The 21,872-nt window shown below is 37.9% G+C and carries 23 protein-coding genes; 5 read left to right on the top strand and 18 right to left on the bottom strand.

Annotated elements, in window-relative coordinates; all coding sequences use genetic code 11:
* Nucleotides 1-114 precede the first annotated feature (114 nt).
* Complete coding sequence (locus tag AC2G3J_RS17320) at nucleotides 115-2,127, top strand: Ig-like domain-containing protein (protein WP_483770369.1); 2,013 nt, start codon at nucleotides 115-117, stop codon at nucleotides 2,125-2,127.
* Nucleotides 2,128-2,466: 339 nt separating this feature from the next.
* On the opposite strand, the gene AC2G3J_RS17315 is transcribed toward AC2G3J_RS17320, so the two are convergent.
* From AC2G3J_RS17315 to thyA, 4 genes are all read right to left on the bottom strand, one after another.
* Nucleotides 2,467-2,907 carry an META domain-containing protein gene (locus AC2G3J_RS17315; RefSeq protein ID WP_483770368.1) on the bottom strand — a complete coding sequence of 147 codons (441 nt, stop codon included), beginning with the start codon at nucleotides 2,905-2,907 and terminating at the stop codon, nucleotides 2,467-2,469.
* Between the two features lie 77 nt (nucleotides 2,908-2,984).
* Nucleotides 2,985-4,046, bottom strand: a complete 1,062-nt coding sequence (locus AC2G3J_RS17310; RefSeq protein WP_336954541.1) for an Lnb N-terminal periplasmic domain-containing protein — start codon at nucleotides 4,044-4,046, stop codon at nucleotides 2,985-2,987.
* 31 nt (nucleotides 4,047-4,077) lie between these two features.
* A complete protein-coding gene (locus AC2G3J_RS17305) occupies nucleotides 4,078-4,590 on the bottom strand; it encodes a dihydrofolate reductase (protein ID WP_336954542.1) in 513 nt (170 codons plus the stop codon).
* A 79-nt stretch (nucleotides 4,591-4,669) separates the two neighbouring features.
* Complete coding sequence (gene thyA, locus AC2G3J_RS17300) at nucleotides 4,670-5,512, bottom strand: thymidylate synthase (RefSeq protein WP_151801587.1); 843 nt, start codon at nucleotides 5,510-5,512, stop codon at nucleotides 4,670-4,672.
* A gap of 174 nt (nucleotides 5,513-5,686) precedes the next feature.
* Between thyA and AC2G3J_RS17295 the strand changes: the two genes are divergently transcribed.
* Entirely contained in the window at nucleotides 5,687-6,484 is a 798-nt protein-coding gene (locus AC2G3J_RS17295) for a YwqG family protein (RefSeq protein ID WP_336954543.1), read from the top strand.
* A 407-nt stretch (nucleotides 6,485-6,891) separates the two neighbouring features.
* Nucleotides 6,892-7,419 carry a hypothetical protein gene (locus AC2G3J_RS17290; RefSeq protein WP_004726489.1) on the top strand — a complete coding sequence of 176 codons (528 nt, stop codon included), beginning with the start codon at nucleotides 6,892-6,894 and terminating at the stop codon, nucleotides 7,417-7,419.
* A 107-nt stretch (nucleotides 7,420-7,526) separates the two neighbouring features.
* Here AC2G3J_RS17290 and AC2G3J_RS17285 read toward each other — a convergent pair whose 3' ends face one another.
* The 3 genes from AC2G3J_RS17285 to lgt form a co-directional block, all read right to left on the bottom strand.
* Entirely contained in the window at nucleotides 7,527-7,898 is a 372-nt protein-coding gene (locus tag AC2G3J_RS17285) for a hypothetical protein (RefSeq protein WP_419328715.1), read from the bottom strand.
* Nucleotides 7,898-8,284, bottom strand: coding sequence for a hypothetical protein (locus tag AC2G3J_RS17280; protein WP_336954546.1), 387 nt, complete (start codon nucleotides 8,282-8,284; stop codon nucleotides 7,898-7,900). Before AC2G3J_RS17280 ends, AC2G3J_RS17285 begins: the two co-directional genes overlap by 1 nt.
* Before the next feature lie 86 nt (nucleotides 8,285-8,370).
* Nucleotides 8,371-9,189: a prolipoprotein diacylglyceryl transferase gene (gene lgt / locus AC2G3J_RS17275; RefSeq protein ID WP_483770367.1), complete on the bottom strand. Its 819-nt coding sequence runs from the start codon at nucleotides 9,187-9,189 to the stop codon at nucleotides 8,371-8,373.
* 94 nt (nucleotides 9,190-9,283) lie between these two features.
* Here lgt and AC2G3J_RS17270 point away from each other — a divergent pair, with 94 nt between their 5' ends.
* Nucleotides 9,284-10,066 (top strand): NRDE family protein, encoded by a 783-nt coding sequence (locus tag AC2G3J_RS17270; RefSeq protein ID WP_483770366.1) that lies wholly within the window; start codon nucleotides 9,284-9,286, stop codon nucleotides 10,064-10,066.
* 52 nt (nucleotides 10,067-10,118) lie between these two features.
* On the opposite strand, the gene AC2G3J_RS17265 is transcribed toward AC2G3J_RS17270, so the two are convergent.
* The 4 genes from AC2G3J_RS17265 to tatA form a co-directional block, all read right to left on the bottom strand.
* Nucleotides 10,119-12,284: a PhoX family protein gene (locus AC2G3J_RS17265; RefSeq protein WP_483770365.1), complete on the bottom strand. Its 2,166-nt coding sequence runs from the start codon at nucleotides 12,282-12,284 to the stop codon at nucleotides 10,119-10,121.
* 582 nt (nucleotides 12,285-12,866) lie between these two features.
* Nucleotides 12,867-13,649 (bottom strand): twin-arginine translocase subunit TatC, encoded by a 783-nt coding sequence (gene tatC / locus AC2G3J_RS17260; protein WP_056514073.1) that lies wholly within the window; start codon nucleotides 13,647-13,649, stop codon nucleotides 12,867-12,869.
* The gene (tatB, locus tag AC2G3J_RS17255) at nucleotides 13,646-14,101 is read right to left on the bottom strand and encodes a Sec-independent protein translocase protein TatB (protein ID WP_004818879.1); all 456 of its coding nucleotides are present in this window, start codon (nucleotides 14,099-14,101) and stop codon (nucleotides 13,646-13,648) included. Before tatB ends, tatC begins: the two co-directional genes overlap by 4 nt.
* Before the next feature lie 17 nt (nucleotides 14,102-14,118).
* Nucleotides 14,119-14,343 (bottom strand): Sec-independent protein translocase subunit TatA, encoded by a 225-nt coding sequence (gene tatA / locus AC2G3J_RS17250; protein ID WP_004726505.1) that lies wholly within the window; start codon nucleotides 14,341-14,343, stop codon nucleotides 14,119-14,121.
* 174 nt (nucleotides 14,344-14,517) lie between these two features.
* On the opposite strand from tatA, the gene AC2G3J_RS17245 reads away from it, so the two are divergent.
* A complete protein-coding gene (locus AC2G3J_RS17245) occupies nucleotides 14,518-15,393 on the top strand; it encodes an AEC family transporter (protein ID WP_483770364.1) in 876 nt (291 codons plus the stop codon).
* Nucleotides 15,394-15,526: 133 nt separating this feature from the next.
* Here the strand turns inward: AC2G3J_RS17245 and rdgB are convergent, their stop codons facing one another.
* The 7 genes from rdgB to leuA all read right to left on the bottom strand — a co-directional run bounded on the left by rdgB (nucleotide 15,527) and on the right by leuA (nucleotide 21,716).
* Entirely contained in the window at nucleotides 15,527-16,150 is a 624-nt protein-coding gene (gene rdgB, locus AC2G3J_RS17240) for an RdgB/HAM1 family non-canonical purine NTP pyrophosphatase (protein ID WP_336954553.1), read from the bottom strand.
* An 84-nt stretch (nucleotides 16,151-16,234) separates the two neighbouring features.
* Nucleotides 16,235-16,732, bottom strand: coding sequence for a hypothetical protein (locus tag AC2G3J_RS17235; RefSeq protein WP_336954554.1), 498 nt, complete (start codon nucleotides 16,730-16,732; stop codon nucleotides 16,235-16,237).
* 27 nt (nucleotides 16,733-16,759) lie between these two features.
* On the bottom strand, nucleotides 16,760-17,137 hold the full coding sequence (locus AC2G3J_RS17230; protein WP_105713372.1) for a nuclear transport factor 2 family protein: 378 nt from the start codon (nucleotides 17,135-17,137) through the stop codon (nucleotides 16,760-16,762).
* 84 nt (nucleotides 17,138-17,221) lie between these two features.
* Nucleotides 17,222-17,818, bottom strand: coding sequence for a tetratricopeptide repeat protein (locus AC2G3J_RS17225; RefSeq protein ID WP_004726515.1), 597 nt, complete (start codon nucleotides 17,816-17,818; stop codon nucleotides 17,222-17,224).
* Nucleotides 17,815-18,408, bottom strand: coding sequence for a methionine biosynthesis protein MetW (gene metW, locus AC2G3J_RS17220; RefSeq protein WP_004726517.1), 594 nt, complete (start codon nucleotides 18,406-18,408; stop codon nucleotides 17,815-17,817). Before metW ends, AC2G3J_RS17225 begins: the two co-directional genes overlap by 4 nt.
* Nucleotides 18,408-19,568 (bottom strand): homoserine O-succinyltransferase MetX, encoded by a 1,161-nt coding sequence (gene metX / locus AC2G3J_RS17215; protein WP_004726519.1) that lies wholly within the window; start codon nucleotides 19,566-19,568, stop codon nucleotides 18,408-18,410. Before metX ends, metW begins: the two co-directional genes overlap by 1 nt.
* 450 nt (nucleotides 19,569-20,018) lie before the next feature.
* Nucleotides 20,019-21,716 carry a 2-isopropylmalate synthase gene (gene leuA / locus AC2G3J_RS17210; protein ID WP_336954557.1) on the bottom strand — a complete coding sequence of 566 codons (1,698 nt, stop codon included), beginning with the start codon at nucleotides 21,714-21,716 and terminating at the stop codon, nucleotides 20,019-20,021.
* Nucleotides 21,717-21,872 lie beyond the last annotated feature (156 nt).

The following is a 21,872-nucleotide window of genomic DNA, read 5'->3' as shown; positions in this document are numbered from 1 at the left end:
ATTACATTAAAAAACATTTTGAAATAGCATATTTACACATATAGATAACTATGGTTACATAGCACTCAAAATAATCTACAACAATTTTTGGGGATTCTTAGGTTGAGTAAAATTATGGATACTAGAAAACTTACTGGAAAGTTAAGTGCTATTGCAATTTCTATTTTGTTAGCGAGTTGTGGTGGGGGCGGTGGAGGTTATTATGATAAGAATGATAACGGAACAGGCAATGGTAATGGTGGAACTACAGTTGAAGCTGTAAATATTAGTCCAATTACTTTGTTGAATACAGATTCTATAGCTACAAACACAATAACAGTTTCTGGTGCTACAGCAAAAGTAAAAGTTACTGATGCTAGTGGAAAAGGAATTAGTGGAGCATTGGTTACTTTTCAAGGCACAGGAGTGGTGTTTGGTACTTCAAATGGTGCTGTTTTAACCAATGCTGATGGAGAAGCAAGTATTTCAGTTAAGCCTGAAAATAGTACAGACACTGGTAGTTATCAGTTGACGGCAACAGTGAGTCATAAAGATTCAACTGCGACAACAACGCCTTATAATTATTCTCTACAAGCTGCAAATATAACCTTTGAAAACATGGTTGCTGCAAATACCTCACTTGATTCTGGTGGCTCAACGATCATAACGCTTAAAACACAAGACTCAGTGACCAAAAATAATCAAAATAACATTACTGTGAATTTCAGTACAAGTTGCGGTACTTTTGATAACAACGCTGTGGTTTCATCAAATCAAGGTGATGTTGCTGTTACATATAAAGCAATCGATATAAATGGTAAGTTGTGTGAAGGCGGACAAAAGATTATTGCAACTGGCAGTAATGTTTCTGTTTCTAAATCTGTTGATATACAAATTGCAGCAATTGCAGCCAATTCTTTAGTTTATACAACTGTTGGTAAAGTAAACTTAGTCACTAGAAATAGTGGTTCAGCTTCTTCTGGAAGAATTGAGTTTACTGTGTATGCAAACGGTACGCCTGCAGCGAACCAAGATGTCAACATAGAATTAACGAAAGCTCCGAGTGATTTAAGTTTTGTTACGGATGGTAATCGAATTCCCAAAATAGTGAAAAGTGATGCATCAGGTAAAGTAAATGTAAATCTTTATCCAGGTAACTTACCTGGACCAGTAGAAATTAAAGCTACACTAGCAAGTAATACCAATATTTTTGTGTTGTCTAAAGAAGTAGCAGTTGCTTCTGGTCGTGTAACACAGAATGGTTTGAGTTTGTCTGTAAGTAAAATAGCTTTAGCTGGTGATGGCGATGGTGATATTTCAACAATTACGGCACGGATGGCTGATCGTGTAGGTAACCCTGTACCAGATGGAACCGTAATTAGTTTTATTTCGGAAGGTGGAAGTGTTACTCCAAATTGTGCAACAACGAATGGTGTTTGTTCGGTTAATTTGACTACTCAAAATCCGCGTCCACTTGATAGTCGAGTAAGTGTTTTAGCTTTTGTTGAAGGTGATAAAGAATATGTGGATGTAGATAATGATAATATGTATACGATAGGCATTGATAAATTAACACAAAATATTGGTGATTTCTTTTTAGATGATAATGAGAATAATCAGAAAGATGAAGGTGAATTTAAATATGTCCGTGGGGCATCAGGTGCAACATGTATTCCATCTACAATCGCTCAGCCAAATATTGAGGGTACGTGTAATAATCAACTAGATGCAGTATTACGTAAACAATTACGTTTTGCTTTCTCAAGTGAAACCCCTACATTTGTAGCTCTGAGTGGAGTGAATAGTTCAATGACTCAAGCTTTACCTGGAATCTTTACTTTTCAAATGTATGGTAATAGTTTAAAAACAGTCCCAATGCCTTCAGGTACAACAATTTCAGCTACTGCAAAAGATAATACAGATAATAATTTGACTTGTGAGGCAGAAGTTGTTGGTGGGGCGCTTACTGTTCCAGGTATTATGGATTTACTCTTACCAGGCACATTCCCTCAGAAAGATAATAAGATTGTCACTTACAGTGTTCGTAGTCTGAAATGTGCTGCAGGTGATGAGATTCGTATAACAGTAACAACACCTAATGGAACGATAACGAAACCGTTAATTAATGTGGTTAATAGCCTGAATTAATAGGGAAAACAGCGCTTCGGCGCTGTTTTTTTATTTAATAGATGTTCCCATACTTACCCCAACCGTAGGTCTTACATTCATTGAACTACATGCAGATAAAATTAGGCATGAGATCAAGATAAGGCCAATGAATTTCATAGAAATATCCAAATTTTAAGTTGTTGTTATTCTAATCCCAATGATAAGACAGCGTGTGTAGTAAAATTATTGTCTTTCATTGATTGAGTTAAAATTTTTATTCAATTTCATTGTTGATATTGGATTCTATAATCTGAGGTGTTTAAAAGCCTAACGTTTTAAGCTTTTAAACTGTGTATATAAATAACTGCTTAGACGATGTTATGGCGTTGTAAATTGCAAAACACGATTCCCATATTGATCAACTAACTTTAACGTTTTGTCATAGACTTGATAACCTTTCACCTTATTGAGTGCTTCAGTATAGTCAGCCGCAAGTTTCATAGTGTCCTGACAATACATCCGAGTAGAGCCGAGTTGCCCTAAGGTTAAGTGCTGTCCTTTGATGGCGTATGCACCCATAATACGATTACAACCATCTGCACCACTTACCCGTAAATCTGAACCAAATTGAATACTTGGCACGTTGTGAGCATTTGGTGTTGCTTTATATTCTGTTGCACTAATATGCGTGAGTGTCCAATTTTTGTTTTGCAACAAACTTAAATTTTGGCTTTGTTGATCAGCACTTGGTGTAGATGCACATCCAGAAAATAAGAGCGTTGCTGTGATGAATGTGGTTGCGAGTATGGATTTAAACATGCGTATTCTCCTAATTTTAATGATTATATAAACAAAATTGAGTTAAACCATAAAGACGAGCTGACTAAAGCTATACATTATTGAGCATGTTCATCAGGTAAACCAAAACGAATCACTTTAGAAAAGTTATCGCTATTTTGATATTTAAACTGAGCATATTCAGCTGTTCTTGGATTGATATGTGCTTTTTTATACCATTCTTTGATTGACCATTGATGATTTAATGCACCCAAATCATAAAGATAATTGGGTAAATAACCTGAAGCCAATAAACGATAATCTGTTGGTAATTTTTCAGGGGAAATCGCCTGAACCATATCAAAAACCAAAGTTGTACAGTTACTGGTTAGGGTGTTGTACCACTTTGGATGTTCTGCCAAAGCGGAAGATTTCAAAAGATACTCTTCAAACAATGCTTTGGTTTCTGCTTTTGGTAGTTGAATCGGGAAAAAATAAACCTGCTCACCTCGAATATTACTCCGTGTATAAACAATATCTTTTTCATCTGCAGCGATTAGACTTAGCTCAAACTGTCTAAAAAAACCACCAATTGCAGAAAAGTTTTCATTTTTTTCTTTCCGAATTTCAATGGAAAAAACGAGTGGGCGCTGATTTAAAAAATCAAAGCTAACCAAGGTATGGGCAATCTGTGGTCCCATCCAATAAGAGGTGATGATATTGACGCCTGTAATCTCATCTAAGTTGTAGCTTCTGGTTTCCCAGCGTTCGTCATATTGATCAGGGGAGTGCCAATTAAAGTTACGGACATTATGAATCGTGACAAGATGACCTTGCTGCTCGTAAGTAAAAATTCTGGAAACTTCTGGACTCCATTGACGATCTTGTTGCGCAGGAATATTAAAGTACCAGACTAAGCTGACAATAAAGGCGATGATATAGATCAAACTGTCAGTTTTTCGGCTAAATATATTTTTAGTAAAATAGATTCCAAGAATACTCAGTGCAAAAATAATCCAAATAGGGATGATGATATAACTGAAAATCTTTCCTAAGGGATGTTGAATCCAAATTGCGAAACAAAACCACAGGCTGCTCAATACGACAAATAAGCTAAACAAGGAATGGATTATCCCCATTCCAAGTGTATGCAGTATTGATCTTGCTTTTAAGCTATCCATAAGCCACTATTTTTATTCATAAAGTTCAGTGCTATTTTCGGTATGTTGCAAACTCAAAAGCAATAGCTGTTTTGTCATCAACATGTGACTCGCTCGCAACTTTTTTAAATTCCGCTGGAATTTCTGGATAATACGCATCACCTTGTACATCGAGTTCAATGTGGGTGAGCTCTAAACGATCAGCAATGTGCATGGTTTGTTTAAAAATTTCACCACCACCAATGATAAAGATACTGGCAGGTTTTTCTGAGACCAATACATCAGGAATCGCTTGCTCCAAAGCAGCATCTATACTATGGGCCGTTTTAACTCCAGCAAAACTCCAATCCTGATCACGGGTAATCACCCAATTGACACGTTTAGGTAATGCACGTCCCATCGATTCAAGCGTTTTACGTCCCATCACCACAACACCACCTTGGGTGATTTCTTTGAAGTGCTTAAGGTCTGCTGAAATATGCCATGGAAGATCGTTCGCTTTACCAATGCAGCGTTGTTGATCCATTGCAACGACATGCACAATTTCAAAGTTTTTAAATGTCATAATGAATTCGCTTATTATCCATTGGAAAATTTTCCCTCCTATTGCAAGGAGGGAATAAGGAAAGACTGAATTAAAATATTTAAACAGCTACAGGTGCTTTAATTGCAGGATGTGACTCATAACCTGTAATTTCAATATCTTCAAATTTAAAGTCAAAAATATCCTTAATTTCAGGATTTAATTTGAGTTGGCACAGTGGTAAGGGCTCACGTGTTAACTGAAGTTTCGCTTGTTCAAAATGGTTAACATATAAATGTGTATCACCGCCAGTCCAGACAAAATCACCTACGCCTAAACCACAAACTTGAGCAACCATATGAGTCAGTAGAGCATAGCTGGCAATATTAAATGGCACCCCTAAGAAAACATCTGCACTACGTTGATAAAGTTGGCAAGACAACTTTCCATCTTGAACAAAAAATTGGAATAAAGTGTGGCATGGCGGTAAGGCAACTTTACCTGCTTCATTTGGATTCCAGCCAGACACAATCAAACGACGTGAGTTTGGATTGGTCTTGATTTCATTGACCAACCAACTGATTTGGTCAAAACCATCATTTTCAAACAAACCATTATCTTTTTGCGTAGCGCCAAAGTTACGCCATTGATGACCATAGACTGGGCCCAACTCCCCTTCAGGGCGTCCAAAACGGGCAGTCTGCTCAGCGGTAGACCATTCATCCCAAATCGAAACTTTATTGTCTTTAAGATATTGAACGTTGGTGTCGCCTTTTAGGAACCACAGCAATTCAATCACAATTGAGCGGAAATGAACCTTTTTAGTGGTTAGTAGCGGAAACCCTTTTGACAAGTCAAAACGCATTTGATGACCAAATACAGAACGAGTACCAGTACCAGTACGATCACCTTTGTCACCGCCATCGTCTAGGATATGTTGTAGAAGGTCTAAATACGCTTTCATATAGTGTCCAATTTGGGGCGTCCATACGACATAAATGACAGATTATGTCGCATGATTACCCATTCGTAATGTTTCTGAATAGCTTCAGAGTTTATACTAATCTGAGTTTCTTTTTAAGCTAGATTATTTTCTGTTTTGCATCCATCTAACAGCTAAAACTAAGAGTATTTGAAAATGAGTATAAATTTGAATGAGCTCCCAGCATGTTTACAGCCATATAAAACGCAAATTATTGCGACAAAAAAAGACAGTATAGAAATATCATTAGTGCCGACTGAAGATTTACAGATTTGGCAAAGCAAAGTAGGTGGAAATCCCTATTTACCTGTAGAGACGCAATATCCGCAGAGCGCGGAGGGTGATGACCTACAATTATTGGCGCAGATCAATTTTGCAGAAGTGCCAGAAAATCAACATTATCCAAAGTCTGGAATTTTACAGTTTTTTATCAATCCGCATGATGATTTATATGGTCTCAATTTTGATGATCAAAAAAAGCAAGATGGCTTTCGGGTGGTTTTTTATGACAAGATTGAGCAAGATCTTGCACTTTTACAAAGCGATTTTCCAAGTTTTGTTGAGGACGATATTTATAGTCCTATCGCAGGACAGTCTGCGATTCAGTTTGAGAAGGCTGAAAGCTATATTGATATGAATAATTTTGATTTTGCTCAAAAAGTCACAGACCCTTATGAAAAAGATAATGAAGAAGAGTTTTGTGATGAGTACAGTGAAGTTTTTTCCGCAAGCGGTCATCGTTTAGGTGGATATCCATTTTTTACTCAATCTGATCCGCGTGAATACAATGAATCTATTCAAGATTATATTTTACTGTTGCAGATCGATACAGGTGAAGCTGAAGGTATTGAGATCATGTGGGGCGACTCAGGTGTAGGGAACTTCTTTATTCATCCGGATGATCTTGAAAAAAGAGATTTCTCTAAAGTGGTGTATAACTGGGATTGTTATTAAGCACCGACGGCATAATTTCTAAAAAGCTGATGTTGATAACATCAGCTTTTTATTGAAAAAATCTTTCTTTGGCATACGATTTTGCTGAATTCATAAAACAAAAGTGTGACTGAATTGACAGTTTAATGTGTTGATTAGATTAAGAAAATATTTTAATGATACGGCCGAGTAAACCTCTATTGATTAATTTTTAAACAAACAAACCCAAGTGATGAATTGTGTAATGTCAGCAGTTTCAGTAGCTTGAGGCGTTACAAATGAGATTTATTAACACTTACATATTTTTTTACATGTTTTAAGTCTACATTTTAAGAATTGCTGATTACTATTCATGGCTTGTGAAAAGTTGTTATTGATTTAAACAAGGTAGTTTGAATCAATTCAAAAGGGCAGTTTGAGGACAATGCATGATTTACGACCACAATGTTAATATGAATGAATACGTGAATCCCACGGTTCATATTCAGATTCGATCGGAAAATCAAAATAATAATTTTCGACCAGATGAATACTTAAAAAATAAAGCATTTGAAACTTTTAAAAATCAAACTGAAGCATTTAAGAAAGAAAGCTTAATCGATATTAGTAAATTTACTGAAAAACTTGTCAGTATGTCACGTAGTACTACTGCACATCGTTGTGCAAGATATGTGCGTATAGCGCTTGAATCAGCTGGTGCACGTTTTTCTGATCATCCAGTTGCGGCTTCAGATTGGGGTTCGACTTTAACTGAGATTGGTTATAAGCAAATCCGTCCTGACTTTGATAATCCTCAAGAAGGTGATATTTATATCATCAACAGTACCAGTCGCCATCGTTATGGCCATATTGCTGGATTTACAGGTTCTCAATGGGTTTCTGACTTTAGACAGCGTAGTTACGATGTGTATAAAGACCCAAATGTAACCTATGAGTATTATCGTTTAGCTGCTTAGTTTCACAGTCAAAATCATTTAATCTATTACGGATTAAAAGATAAAAAAGGAAGCTTTTGGAATGAAAGGCTTCCTTTTTTATTGCAATGCTTTTTTTTACAACATCTTTAGTCAAAACGTTTTGCGCGATTTTGATAAATTGACATGATAAATAGACCTAAAGCAGCAAAGCCAAGGGCTTGAATTGATGTCAATATTTTATGTTGTGCAGGTAAAAAAGCCATTAAAAGCATAAGTGCAAGAAAAGGGTAGATGGAAAATAAAATTTTGAAACCTTGAGTATAGACATTATTTTTAGAGATTTTTAGCCCGAGCATTCTTAATAAATGTGTAGAGATTCCAATCGCTAAACACATCACGGTAAACGTTGGACTTAACTTCTCAATCGTGGTGCAATAATAAATTATTGCGCAGGTTAAGATTGAAATGACGACTTTAATTTCACGACTACAGCGCGCTGAATACCAAAAATCTAACATTATTTAGAGACTTGTTCAGACGAATTTTGATTGAGTAGGGATAGTGGTGAAAAAATACAAACTGCTAGAGCCATAAAACCAATACCTTGAGCGCCTGGGATCAAAATTTCACCATTGTTCATATTTTTAAAAACCAATGCCAAAACTAAAGCCAGTGGAATCCAGGTCAATAAACGATAAAGAAATCCTGTGGGGTTTTGGGCTGCAAAATGAACTTTACAGTAACGACAAATCAGAAAAATAATACCTGTACCTGCAAAAAGTAAAATATTATCAAGGGTTAAAGGCTGGTACCAATAGAGTCCAATAGTGACCAGTACCAATAAAATAAGAAAAATGAGCTTCTTTGCAACCGAGACTTTAGGATCAAACCAAAATTCAAGCATAGTGATTTCGTTTAAATTGGATAATGATAATTTAGCATAAAAAAGGTGAAGCTTAGCTTCACCTTTTTCAACTTAGCTCATAAGGCTTAATTATTTTTTTGTGGACCCCAGTCAAAAATTTTCTTTTGGTAAGCATACCAAATTAACCATAATCCAATCAGAATCATTGGGAATGAGAGGATTTGACCTTTGGTCATCCAACCAAACAAAATATAACCTTGATCCGCATCAGGTTCACGGAAGAATTCCATAAAGAATCGAGCACAGCCATAACCCATTAGAAAGATTGCAGATACGGCATAACGTGGGCGTGGTTTAGCACTATAGAACCATAGAATAAGGAACAGCAGCAGTCCTTCACACAGCGCTTGATAGAGCTGAGATGGATGACGAACCAAATGTAGTGGATCTGTCGGGAAGATCATACCTAGCGCAAAGTTAGGGTCAGAAACTTGACGACCATATAATTCACCACCTATGAAGTTACCAATTCGACCAAACATCAAGCCCGTCGGTACACAGGGTGCAATGAAATCTAGTGTTTCAAACCAAGTTTTCTTGTATTTATGGCACCACAAAAGCATGGCGATCATTACACCAAGGAAGCCTCCGTGGAAACTCATACCACCAGTCCAAACTTTAAATAGCCAGATAGGATCTGCTAAAAATTTGCCAAACTCGTAAAATAAAACATAGCCTACACGACCACCGAGCACAACTCCAAGTGCACCAAAGAACACCAGATCTGAAACCATTTCAGAGTTCCAGTCAGCACGTTGTTTAGCACGATAAGTAGCAAGTCCCCAAGCACATAAAAATGCCAAGAGATACATCAGCCCATACCAATGGACGTTGAGTGGACCCAGTGATATCGCAATTGGGTCAATATTCGGGTAGGTGAGCATTCCTAATCCTTGATTTTCTATTTTGCACAGATTTTAGCTGAAACATATTAAAAATGTTGTACATTCAATGTGTAAACTTCATGGAATGTATTTTATGTGTATTGTGGCATTGGCTTGGCAAGTTTTGGATGATTTACCTGTTTGTTTAATTTCAAATCGTGACGAATTCTACCATCGTCCAAGCACTCAATTACAGTCATGGGCGAACAGTCCGATTATTGCAGGGCAAGATTTACAATCCGGCGGAACATGGATGGGGGTTACACCACAGGGACGTTGGGCAGTGATTACCAATTATCGTGATGGTGCTGATAAACAAACTTATCCCACTACGCGTGGCTATTTGATTCAAGCCTTTTTAGCGTCAGATCAAACACCAATTCGTTTTGCACAAGCATTGGAAAAGCAGCAAAGAGATTATGCGGGTTTTAACTTATTTGTGGGTGATCGACAGCAAGCTGTTTATATGAGTAATCGCGGTGAAGCCCCACAAGTGTTATCCCAAGGTGTATTTGTCGTTTCAAATGGCTTGATGTCAGATGATTGGGAAAAAACCAAGCATTTACGTAAACGCTTTACCCAAGAATTTTTACCCATGTTGCAAGTCCCTTCTATCTCTGAGCAAGATCTACAATTCGCTGTTTGGGATATTTTAGAAGATGAACGAAAAATTATTCCTGATTTACTGCCCAATACTGGAATTAATCCTGAGATGGAAGCGTTGTTGTCTTCAACATTTATTCAAAGCCCAATTTATGGCACACGCTGTTCCAACTTTTTAAGAATAAGCAGTACGCAGATTCATTGGATCGAAAAAACACAACAAGGTGAACATATGGGTGAGTTAGTCGAGATTAAGCGCACTATTGAAAAATAAAAAGCCATAGCAACTTTCGTCACTATGGCTTTAAAAAAATAAATTTAGTTGATTAGCCAGCAATTACACCGCCATCTTTACGAGTAATGACGACCGTTGCAGAACGTGGGCGAGCAGTCTTGTTGCTTGGATCTTTTTGTGATGCAGGCCAGTTACTTGAAGGCTTATCAAAGCTAGGTGAGTCTTCACCTGGATGTTGAACATTGATAAAAATGGCTTTGTAGTCGGGTGTCATGGTGACACCCGTGATTTCACATTGTTTTGGACCTGTTAGGAAGCGACGCAGGTTTTCATCAGTGACTTGTTTACCCACGATCGTTTCTTGCCCAGCAGATGTTATTGCTTTTGCGCCATCACCGACTTTACCAGGGAGTGCAGCAAGCATCATACAGTTGGTGGTATCTGTATAAGCACCATCATCCGTTTGAATCCAAAGTACACCACGTGGGTCGAACCACATACCATCTGGTGAAGATAAATCATTATTATCATTTAACCCAGACAAGTTGATGTTACTGGCCATTTTTGCTTCAGCACCAAAGAGGTAGATGTCCCAAGTAAAGCTTTCAGCTGTAGTTTTATTATCTTTTTCATGGAAACGGATAATGTGACCATTTACATTGCCTTTACCACCTTCTGGGTCGCTATAGTTTCGTGGATTTGCGGCATCTAATGCATGTGCTGTACCACGGTTCGAGTTATTGGTTAGTGTGACATAGACTTCACCATTCTCTGGGTTCACCGCAACCCATTCTGGACGATCCATTTTAGTGGCTTTGACTGAATCACCGGCTAAACGTGCAAAAGTAGTGACATCGGCTTGAGACTTGAAAGGATAGACGGTATTGCTATCATTTAAACCGTTTTTACCATACGCCAATTCAATCCATTTACCTGTACCATCATTATTGAACTGCGCAACATATAGCTTGCCACTGTTCATATATTTATCGCCAGCGCGATAGCCACCATTTACATCTTTTGCATCCCACTTCGCATCAGATACAAATTTGTAGATATATTCGCCACGTGAGTCATCGCCCATATAGAAGGCTAGATTTTCCCCTTCGATTAAACGGCTTGAGCGACAGTCTTCATGCGCAAAGCGACCTAAAGATGTTCGTTTAACGGGGTTTGAACGACTATCGAACGGATCGATTTCAACAATCCAACCAAAGGTATTTGCGCCGTTTCGATAATCTTTGTCTGCGGAGTCAGCAGTAATTGAAGAGTTCCAGCGGTCATATAAATCTTGGCTTTCGATTGCCCCAATCGCGGTTTCCCAGCCATAACGTGAGCTGGCACCATCTTTTAAACCATAGCGATTCAGTGCGATGATCTCAGCCGCACTACGTTTTGCATCATCACCTTTATTACGCACAAAGTATCCAATAAAGTTTTCTTCTGTGGTGAGGTAAGTTCCCCAAGGGGTATAACCATTACCACAGTTATTATGTGTGCCGCGTGTTTGCTTTGCTGAGCTTGAGTATTTGGTTTTCACCAAGTCTGAACCTGCAACTGTGCCTGCAAAGTCCATGACCGTTGACGCTGTAATACGGCGATTAAATGGAGAACTTTTAACAATCTCTACTTTTTGTGTAGTTGCATCTTTCTTTAATTCAATGACGGAAACACCATGCGCATTGACTTCACGAATCACTTCATCTTCTGGGCGACGACCATTTACTTTTGTTGCACCTTTAGGATGTAAGAAGGTTTGATTAATGTATTCATGATTCATGACCAGTAAGCCACGGTTTGACGCTTTAGCATCATATTTAGAGCTATTGGAATTTAAGCCAAAATAGCTCATACCATCATGACAGTCACCTGAACGTGCTGTAAAGCTGACCCCTGAAGGAACATTGTTATCATCCCAGTCAGGGATCGTCTGCATTAATGGATCACCTAAAGCATAAAGCACATTTGCTTCATAACCCGCAGGAACAGTGACGATGTCATTGAGGTTTTTTGCAACAGGGTTAAAGGTGAATTTTTCAGGTTTTTTAATTGTCGTGGTGGGTGTTGAATTATTGTCATCGTCATCATTACAACCAACTAGGCTCGATGCTAAAGCGAGAGCAGCTGCACCGCTTGCTGTTTTTGTAATTAAACTACGACGAGAAATCCGTTGTTCTAAAATGTCACGGAAATGCGTGTTATTCGAAGTATTGTTATCTAACTCTTGATTTTCATGATATGGCGTGAGGTCTGTCATACGATTCCCTTTGGCTTTAAGTCTTGATTAAATGTGATTTTGATTCAGCTTAAAAACATACAGAACAAATGTGTAAGATCTCTTACTCTTATATTTAATATTGGTTAAATTTAATCTTATTTTAAGAAAGTAATAGGATTGTCATATTTATATTTAGACCATTACTCCGTTGTTCAATTTCTATAAGAATTAGGTTATGACTGATTAAGCATGATATCTGCTTGGTGAATTGAATAAACTGGATTAACTTTCAATTGTTTTAAAAAATAGAGATTTTTAACAAAGAGCTCTTAATAATAGGCTTCTTTTATAAACGCTTATCAAAAGCATAGATCAGTATAAAATCGCTCTCATCCTAACCGTCTCCCGAGGGGAGAAGGAACTTTCGATCGCAATATAATTCACTCAACATGATCATTTTTCGACTTGTGAAATAGATCTAATGTATTTGAATAAAAGGGCAGAAGATTAAGCAATAGACTTGTTTTAATAATTGTTTCTAAAAAAGAATTTAACAAACTTAAAATAAAAATGACCTCAAAAGAAGTCATTTAAATATTAAAAAGTTTTTTATTTTGATAGTTAAGCATCTACAGTTTTACGTTTTTCAATCACTTTACCCAGCAATAAACCCAGCTCAAATAGCATCCACATTGGAATTGCGAGCATGATCATTGAAATTGCATCTGGTGGGGTAATAAACATAGACACGAAGAAACATCCCACCACGATAAAGCGACGCTTTTCAGCCAATGTTTTAGTGGTGACGAAGCCAACTAAAATTAAAACTAAAGTAATAATTGGGATTTCAAAGGTCACACCAAATACCAAAAATAATTTTAGACAGAAGCTTAAATAACTATTGATGTCAGTCATTGGCGCGACGGTTTCTGGTGAAACACTGATAAAGAAATGCAGGATGGATGGCAATGCAATAAAGTAAGCAAAAGCGATCCCTGAATAAAACAGCACAATACTGCCAAACAACAATGGAAATGCTAGATTTTTTTCTTTTTCGTATAATGCAGGTTTAATAAACGCCCAAAGTTGATAGATGATAAAGGGCATCGCCAACATCAGCGCAATAAAGAAGTTTAACTTAAACGGCGCCATGAAGGTTGCTGTAACATCAGTTGCAATCATGGTTGAGGTTGCAGGTAATTGTTTTCTGAGTGGTTCTGATAACGCAATATAGGTCTTATTGGCAAATGGCAATAAACAAAAAAATATAGCGATGAGCGCGCCAACAATTTTAAATAAATGCTTACGTAACACCATCAGGTGTTGAGTAATCGGCATCGCATCTAAAGGCGGCGTCTCGGTAGATGAGGCATCATGTACTTGTGGTGCTAATGAGTCGCTCATACAGCCACCTTCAATTGCGGTACTTCTTTAACAAGAACAATTTGTGGTCGAGTTACAGTACAGTTTTGTTTATCTAACCAAGTCTTTGACATATAAATAGCGGGAACCGTAATATCGAGTTTATGATAAGTCGTGTGAATTTTTTTATTGTCTGTTATTGCGAGATGACTTTCTTGTTCTACAGCAATTTTTTGTTGTTGTAACTCTTGCATTTGAGCCTGCATTTTTTGTTCAAGTTCTTGAATTTTTTGCATCTCTTGTTGCATTTGTTCTCTAAATTCAGAAAGACGTAATTCACGGTCGATGTCATTTTGGACACTACTAATTGCACGTTTAAATTTGCTATACCATTTGGCAGCAAAACGCGCAGCTTCAGGAAGTTTATCTGGTCCCAATACCAAGAGCGCAATGATCCCAAACACTAACAGTTCTGAAAATCCAACATCTAACATGATCTACGCCTCACCGATTAGTGTTTTACTGTAGAGTTCACATCAGTATTGCTAGTTTGATGTTCTAGTGTACGCGTTTCAGTCAGTGAAGCAGTTGTTGCCTCTTCTTCTTTAATCGATTTCTTAAAATCTTTGACGGCACCACCAACATCTTTACCTAAGTTTTTTAGCTTTGATGTACCAAATAGTAGAATCACAACGATTGCAAAAATAAGTACATGCCAAATCGATAATCCAGCCATAGTTTTAACTCCTATTTATTAACAGCTATAACAACAGTTATCCATGACAAAAAAGTGACACTAATATTTCAATTTAAAGACAGACAATATTTATAAATTATTTTGATATGTTAAACGTTATCTATATTTGGAAAATGCTAGTATGTTCATGATTTGAGAATAAGGTGTAGTATTGTGGCTTTGTTATTTCCAGTTTTATCATTTATCTGTGGGCTGATACTGGCAAATAGCAAATTTTCAGTAAACTTAAAATCATTCATGTCTTTGCTGTTGGCTCGCTTATTTATCCCGATTGTGATTATTTACAATATGGTATTTTATAAATCGGGCAGTATTGCTTTAATTTTATTTGCTTTTTTCTCATGCTTTACGCTTTTCTTTATTTATCTCACGCTGTCTAAAGATCGTTTAGCTTCATTGTGTTTTAGCTATACCAATATGGCATGGCTCGGCTTTCCGATTGCCTTGGCTATATTTGGTCCAGACAATAGTATGCTGATGATACCACTCTATATCGGGGTTTCAATTTTTGGAAACTCTTGGGCGGTGACTTCGGTAAGTTCAGCCCCGCAATCCAAACAATTGCTTATCAAAAAAGTACTGCAATCGCCACCTGTGATTGCCTTGATCATTGCAGGGCTTTTACGTTGTTTTGATGTGCAACAGTTTCAGACAAATGATTGGATTAATTGGATTTATACTCTGGCTAAATGGAGTATGAGTTTTACTGGTATGTGTGTATTGGGGATGTGGTTAAGAAAAACCAAAGTCCATATCGAGGATTTACTGTCCAGTACTAAGCTCGCAATATTAAAGTTAGTTTGTGGTGTTGTATTGTGCAGTCTGGCTTATTTCTTTTTACCTGTTCCACAGATCCATCAATATATTGGGGTGATGTTTTTACTGTTTTGTTTACCGCCAGCTGCCAATATTGTCGCATTGGAAACCCACTATCAAGGCACTGGGGTTTCAGCAAAATATATTGCTTCGGGAACGATAGTCAGTTGTGTGGTATGCATCCTATATGGTGTGTTGATTCATTTTTTATAGTTTTATCGGTTGATTGGTTTATTTTGCTTCGTTTTAGATAAGTTTTAGCGATATCCATCATATTCCTCCTTTGCTCAAAGGCGAGGAGGAATCTAACAAAATCGTATGATTTTAAACGGCTGGTTTTAACTGCTTATTTCAAGCTTGCTTTAAACAATTGCATCGCCTGACCACGATGGCTAATTTTGTTCTTTTCTGCTTTACTCATTTCTGCGCTTGAAATATTTAGCTCGGGTAACCAGAACAGTGGGTCATAACCGAAGCCATTTTCACCTCGAGCTTGCTCTAGTACTTCACCTTGCCAGATCCCTTGGAAAATTTGTGGTAAAGGGTCATCTGCATGTTCAACCAATGCCAATACACACACGAACATTGCTTCAATCGCTTGATCGTCTTGGCGTAAAGGCTTAAGGTTTTCCAGCAATTTTGTATTATTGGCTGCATCATCGCCATGTTCACCTGCATAACGTGCAGAGTAAATTCCAGGTGCTCCACCTAATACGGGAACGCAAATCCCAGAATCATCAGCAATCGCAGGTTTACCTGAAATACGGCTCGCATGACGTGCTTTGATAATTGCATTTTCAATAAAGCTTAAGCCATCTTCAATCGCGTCTTCGATATTCAGTTGACCTTGAGGAATCACTTCAACGGGTAAAGCCAATTCAGCAAACAATTTTTCAAATTCAGCAATTTTGCCTTTGTTATTGCTTGCGAGTACCAGTGTTCCTTGTGATAACCAATCTTTTGATGACATGATGCAGACTCAAAATTTAAAATTGAGTTATTTTAACTTAATCTGTGTCATAAAATGCGGCTAAATTCTCTCGTCCTTTACGCTTTACTGGATATGTTTTGCTTTTGCGCTAATGCGTTTGTCTAACTGTTGTTTTAAATCGAGAACATCCTCATTTTTCATAAAACCTAGTCCAACATTGAGTTTCTGTTTGCTGTTATCTTTCATGATAAAAAGTAAATAGTATTGTCGATCAAGTAAGGTTTTTTTGAGCTCAACTTCATAGATCTCTGGTATTTTAATGTGTTTTTTAATGATCACTCTACCTTTAAAATCAATGCTTCTAATCATGTCTTGGGAGAGGGTTAAAATAGGACGTTGATTGCTAAATATCTGAATAGCTTTATTACTGAAAAAATAAGCAATGAGACCCAATGGCGTAACAAGAAATAGCGAAAAGAGACTTTTTAAGCCATTCTTCCATTCAAATATTTCCAAGATTAAAAGCACGGTCGCAGCCCAAAAGGGGCAGGCCAAAATTCCAGCAAAAATCGCCAAAGGAATTATTTGTTTGCGTGAAGCATAATATTTTTTCTTTTGCATATTTTTCCATACATAGAAGAACTCGATTTACTTCTCAAATGCACAAGTGGTGCCTTGGTGGAAAATCATTTGCCATATACCGTGATCATTCATAACCCAAATTGAACTGCGTAAAGCCACATTGTATTGAGCTTGAGTTGCCACATTGATTTGATGGCTTTGATAGGTCAGTAAAACGCTATGATCAGATAACGACTGAACTTGAAAATCCTGTGCTTGAATGATGTCGGTATCTGTATCGTTTAAAAGTGCTTCAATCATTTGGGCTTTATGCACAACCCACCCTGATTTGGTAATTTCTTTAAAATCTGGATGTAACCGTTGATCAAGTATTTGAAAGTTTTGACGATCACGATGATGCAACCCGCATTCATATTGAATTAATTGTTTGAATAGGTCTTGCATTGTCAACAATCCCAGTTGAAATACTTAAATGGATAGCAGTAAAAAAAGCACCCGAAGGTGCTTTTATGATCGATGAAAATCAAATTATTGAGCTTGAATCCATTGATCTGCACGTTGTGTTGCAGTACGAATTTGGTCTTGAGTTAAGTTAGCAGCCAAAGCAGTTTTTTTGGTTTGCGACATGTTAATTACTTTATTGTCTAACATACCATCACGTGTAGAAAGCTCATACCACTGATAAGCGCCCATGTAGTTTTTCTTTTGCTCTTCCATCACCGCAAGATTAAAGCTTGCACGGTTATCGCCGTGGCTTGCTGCTTTTTCAAAGTATTGACGCGCAGATGTTTCGCTTTTAGAAACGCCTAAACCATCAGCATACATACGACCAACATTCAACTGAGCCGCAGAAATACCTTGGTCAGCCGCAGCTTTAAACCATGTAAATGCTTGTTTAAGGTCTTTAGATACACCGCCAGTACCAGCCTGGAAATGTGTTGCTAAATAAAATTGTGCAGCAGGTTGACCAGCTTTGGCTGCTTTTTGCAAATCTGTCACATTCATATGTGCATATTGTGCTGCCATTGCTGATACAGATTGTTGTTGCTGCGGTACATAGTCCGCATGGGCTTGAATACTCACTAGCCCAAAAAATAACGTACTGCCTAATAATAATTTCTTCATAGAGCGCTCACTCGATAAATAGCGACTTCGCCGAACAAATTCGGTATGGCTTTACTTAAAAAGCTACCTTGTTGGTTCCCATTTACAGCGAGTCGATCAATAATTTGAATCTGATTTTCAGCACATAATGCTTCAAAATCACGAAAGGTGCATAAGTGGATATTAGGTGTATTGTACCACATATACGGTAAGGCATCAGAAACAGGCATCTTGCCTTTCAGTGCAAGGAAAGACCGTGTTTTCCAATACGCAAAGTTAGGAAACGTAATAATTGCTTGTTTCCCCACACGCACCATATCGCGCAGAAGCACATCAGGTGCATCTACAGCTTGCAAAGCTTGTGCCATAACCACATAGTCAAAAGACTGGTCGGCAAAGCGTCCCAAACCGAGGTTTAAGTCTTGTTGTATAATATTTAACCCTTTGCTGACGGCAATTGCAATCTTTTCTTGATCGATTTCTAGCCCATAAGCGTGAATTTGCTGTTTTTTGCTCATTTGTGACAATAATTCGCCATCACCACAACCTAAATCGAGCACACTCGCACCAGCATTGATCCATTTTTCTGCAAGCTGTTGGTCAATACGCATTACAAAGCCTCCTTAGGTGTTGAATTAAGGTGTTCAATACCACCTAAAAATGCACGTAAGGATTTGACGTACAAGGGGATAGGGAATAGGAATGAGTCATGGCCCTGCTCAGCATCGATATCCAAATAACTCACAGGTTTTTGATTGGTAATCAAGGCGTTGACAATCTCTTGCGAGCGTTCTGGGCTAAAACGCCAGTCTGTTGTAAATGACACTACTAAAAAGCGACATTTGGTATTTGATAGGGCTTTAGTGAGTGACTGTTCATATTCACGTGATGGATCGAAATAATCCAAGGCTTTGGTCATGATCAGATAAGTATTGGCATCAAAGTTTCGACTGAATTGTTCGCCTTGATAACGCAGATAGCTTTCAACTTGGAACTCAACATCGAAACCATACATAAACTTGCCTGATTTTAAATCACGACCAAATTTTTGTTTCATGGCTTCTTCAGAAAGATAGGTAATATGACCCACCATACGTGCCAAAATTAAGCCACGTTTTGGATAACTATCGAGTTCTAAATAACGGCCATTGTGAAAATCTGGATCAGACAAAATAGACTGACGTGCCACTTCGTTAAATGCAATATTTTGTGCGGAAAGCTTTGGTGCGCTGGCAATGATGACACATTTTTGTAAACGATCTGGATAGTCCACAGACCATTGTAAAGCCTGCATGCCACCTAAAGAACCACCAATGATTGAATACCAAACATCTATCCCTAAGCGGTCAGAGAGGAGGGCTTGGGTTTTAACCCAATCACGTACAGTCACTAATGGAAAGTCGGGACCGTATGGGCGATTTTCATTTTCAGGGTTAGGTGAAGTGGGTCCCGTTGAGCCACTACAACCTCCAATATTGTTGAGTGCGACCACGAAAAACTTCGAAGTATCAATGGCTTTACCTGGCCCAATACATGCATCCCACCAGCCTGTTTTTTTATCGTCTTCGTGGTGATAGCCAGCCGCATGATGATGTCCTGAAAGTGCATGGCAAATCAAAATTCCATTTGATTTATCTGCATTGAGCTCACCATAGGTTTCCACCATGATTTCATAGCGTGGCAATACTCGACCACACTCAAGCTCTAACGGTTCTTCAAATTCAAACTTTTGTGGAGTAACGAGCCCCACTGAATCAGCTGGAAAAGACACTGGAAATGTTCACCTTAAAGTTTTAGAAGGTCGATAAATTACGAATATTAGAGATATCTAAGACATCTATATAGCTAATAAATTAATGATATTCCATGGTTTTCACAATAGTGTTTTATCATTAAAGTTCACTTTCAGAATGAGTGATGATGTCTAGAGCGATAGTGAGTCGAAATGGAATGTCTTCACTTCACTGGCTTTAACTTATTTTCCATTTTGGAAAATGAAATGCAAAGCTTTGCAACAGAACGATCTTATGAATCACTACGGAACTTACTCGCTACTCATTCACAGCTGTCTGATCTCAAACAATCATGGATGAAATTTCCACGTATTTTTTATCTTTGAGAGGCATAAAGCTATTCGAGAAAGTCACTTGCTAATATCCATGAATGAAAGAAAGGATACCACTAGGGGGCATCCTTTCTAAAGTCTTTTAATTGATATGGCTTATACAGCAGCTGCGATGACTTGTTCAGTACTTAAAACACCTTGGTCAATCAAACGATTGGTTGCGGCAATGATTGCTTCAATTGAAGAGGTGACGATATTATCATGTACACCAGCGCCGAATGCAGATTTACCTGTGCCTTGGACTTGAAGTTCGATCAATGCCAACGCTTTTGCATGTGCGCCTGAACTGATACTGCGTTCTTCGTAGTTTAAGACATCAATTGGTAATTGAAGTGCATTTAAAATCGCAGAAATTGGACCATTCCCTTCACCACGTAAGTGCTGAGTTTCACCATTGATGACCACATCAAGTTCAATCACTTGACTACCATTTTCATCTGACAATCTATAGTTTTTTGCTGAATAATGTGCATCTTTTGCAGCAACGTAGGTATCTTTAAACAAGGTCCAAATTTGTTGAGCTGAAACTTCAACGCCTTCTTCATCTGCAACTTGCTGAACAATTTGTGAGAATTCAATCTGTAAGCGACGAGGTAAAACCACGTTATAGTTAGATTCTAGCAAGTAAGCAATACCGCCTTTACCCGACTGTGAGTTGACACGAATCACCGCATCATAATCACGACCTAAATCTTTAGGGTCGATTGGTAAGTAAGGCATATCCCAAATTTCTTCATCTTTTTGGAACTCAAAGCCTTTTTTAATTGCATCTTGGTGAGAACCCGAGAATGCAGTAAAGACTAAATCACCTGCATATGGATGACGCGGATGTACAGGCAAACCAGTACATTCTTCTATTGTGGCAATAATCTCGTTAATGTTTGAGAAATCTAACTCACATGCCACACCTTGTGTGTACATGTTTAATGCAATTGCAGCCACGTCAACGTTACCAGTACGTTCACCATTCCCAAATACACAACCTTCAACACGATCAGCACCAGCCATGATCGCTAACTCAGATGCTGCAATACCACAACCACGGTCATTGTGACAATGCACTGAAATAATCACACCATCACGACGTTTCAAATTACGATGCATCCATTCGATTTGGTCGGCATAGACATGCGGACCTGAAACCTCAACAGTTGCAGGTAAATTTAAAATAACTTTATTGTCAGGCGATGCTTCCCAAATTTCAGTCACAGCATCACAAATATCTTTAGCAACCTCTAATTCTGTTGCTGTAAAACATTCTGGGCTGTACTGGAAAATAAATTCAGTTTCAGGCTGTTTGGTTGCATATTCTTTTACTTTGCTTGCCGCATTCATTGCCAATTGCTTTGCACCATTGACATCAACATTCAATACTTTTTTACGGAAAGTGGGTGAGTTTGAGTTATAGATATGCACAATGGCGCGTTTCGCACCTTGTAAGGCTTCAAAGGTGCGTGCAATTAAATGATCACGGGCTTGCACCAAGACTTCGATATAAACGTCATCTGGAATATGACCTTCTTCAATCAACTTACGGGTGAAATCAAAATCAATTTGTGAAGCTGAAGGAAAGCCAATTTCAATATGTTTAAAGCCAATTTTGACCAACATTTCAAACATTTTGAATTTTTGTTCGATGTTCATTGGTTCGAAAATCGCTTGGTTACCATCACGAAGGTCGGTACTCATCCAAATTGGCGCTTTATTGATTTCGTTATTTGGCCATTGACGGTCAGGCAAGTCTACACGTTGGTACATGCGACGATATTTTTTACTTGGATCAGCCAACATCATGAGGGAACTCCTTGTGTAGTTGTTGTTGCTCGTCTCTTGGATAAAGGCAACTTACTACAAATATAGATTGTGTCTATCTGTTCAATTTACAAGTGTTTTTATGATGAAAACACTTATAAATTTTCATAAACTTATACGTGGGTAGCACGAGATAAA

It is taken from the genome of Acinetobacter legionensis (assembly GCF_057165765.1).
The sequence above is the reverse complement of the archived record's forward strand: the minus strand, read 5'-3'. Positions and strand labels throughout refer to the sequence as shown.

Coding starts and splice junctions, on each gene's coding strand:
- AC2G3J_RS17320 (WP_483770369.1), top strand. CDS start 115: ATGGATACTAGAAAACTTACTGGAAAGTTAAGTGCTATTGCAATTTCT.
- AC2G3J_RS17315 (WP_483770368.1), bottom strand. CDS start 2,907: ATGTTTAAATCCATACTCGCAACCACATTCATCACAGCAACGCTCTTA.
- AC2G3J_RS17310 (WP_336954541.1), bottom strand. CDS start 4,046: ATGGATAGCTTAAAAGCAAGATCAATACTGCATACACTTGGAATGGGG.
- AC2G3J_RS17305 (WP_336954542.1), bottom strand. CDS start 4,590: ATGACATTTAAAAACTTTGAAATTGTGCATGTCGTTGCAATGGATCAA.
- thyA (WP_151801587.1), bottom strand. CDS start 5,512: ATGAAAGCGTATTTAGACCTTCTACAACATATCCTAGACGATGGCGGT.
- AC2G3J_RS17295 (WP_336954543.1), top strand. CDS start 5,687: ATGAGTATAAATTTGAATGAGCTCCCAGCATGTTTACAGCCATATAAA.
- AC2G3J_RS17290 (WP_004726489.1), top strand. CDS start 6,892: ATGATTTACGACCACAATGTTAATATGAATGAATACGTGAATCCCACG.
- AC2G3J_RS17285 (WP_419328715.1), bottom strand. CDS start 7,898: ATGTTAGATTTTTGGTATTCAGCGCGCTGTAGTCGTGAAATTAAAGTC.
- AC2G3J_RS17280 (WP_336954546.1), bottom strand. CDS start 8,284: ATGCTTGAATTTTGGTTTGATCCTAAAGTCTCGGTTGCAAAGAAGCTC.
- lgt (WP_483770367.1), bottom strand. CDS start 9,189: ATGCTCACCTACCCGAATATTGACCCAATTGCGATATCACTGGGTCCA.
- AC2G3J_RS17270 (WP_483770366.1), top strand. CDS start 9,284: ATGTGTATTGTGGCATTGGCTTGGCAAGTTTTGGATGATTTACCTGTT.
- AC2G3J_RS17265 (WP_483770365.1), bottom strand. CDS start 12,284: ATGACAGACCTCACGCCATATCATGAAAATCAAGAGTTAGATAACAAT.
- tatC (WP_056514073.1), bottom strand. CDS start 13,649: ATGAGCGACTCATTAGCACCACAAGTACATGATGCCTCATCTACCGAG.
- tatB (WP_004818879.1), bottom strand. CDS start 14,101: ATGTTAGATGTTGGATTTTCAGAACTGTTAGTGTTTGGGATCATTGCG.
- tatA (WP_004726505.1), bottom strand. CDS start 14,343: ATGGCTGGATTATCGATTTGGCATGTACTTATTTTTGCAATCGTTGTG.
- rdgB (WP_336954553.1), bottom strand. CDS start 16,150: ATGTCATCAAAAGATTGGTTATCACAAGGAACACTGGTACTCGCAAGC.
- AC2G3J_RS17235 (WP_336954554.1), bottom strand. CDS start 16,732: ATGCAAAAGAAAAAATATTATGCTTCACGCAAACAAATAATTCCTTTG.
- AC2G3J_RS17230 (WP_105713372.1), bottom strand. CDS start 17,137: ATGCAAGACCTATTCAAACAATTAATTCAATATGAATGCGGGTTGCAT.
- AC2G3J_RS17225 (WP_004726515.1), bottom strand. CDS start 17,818: ATGAAGAAATTATTATTAGGCAGTACGTTATTTTTTGGGCTAGTGAGT.
- metW (WP_004726517.1), bottom strand. CDS start 18,408: ATGCGTATTGACCAACAGCTTGCAGAAAAATGGATCAATGCTGGTGCG.
- leuA (WP_336954557.1), bottom strand. CDS start 21,716: ATGATGTTGGCTGATCCAAGTAAAAAATATCGTCGCATGTACCAACGT.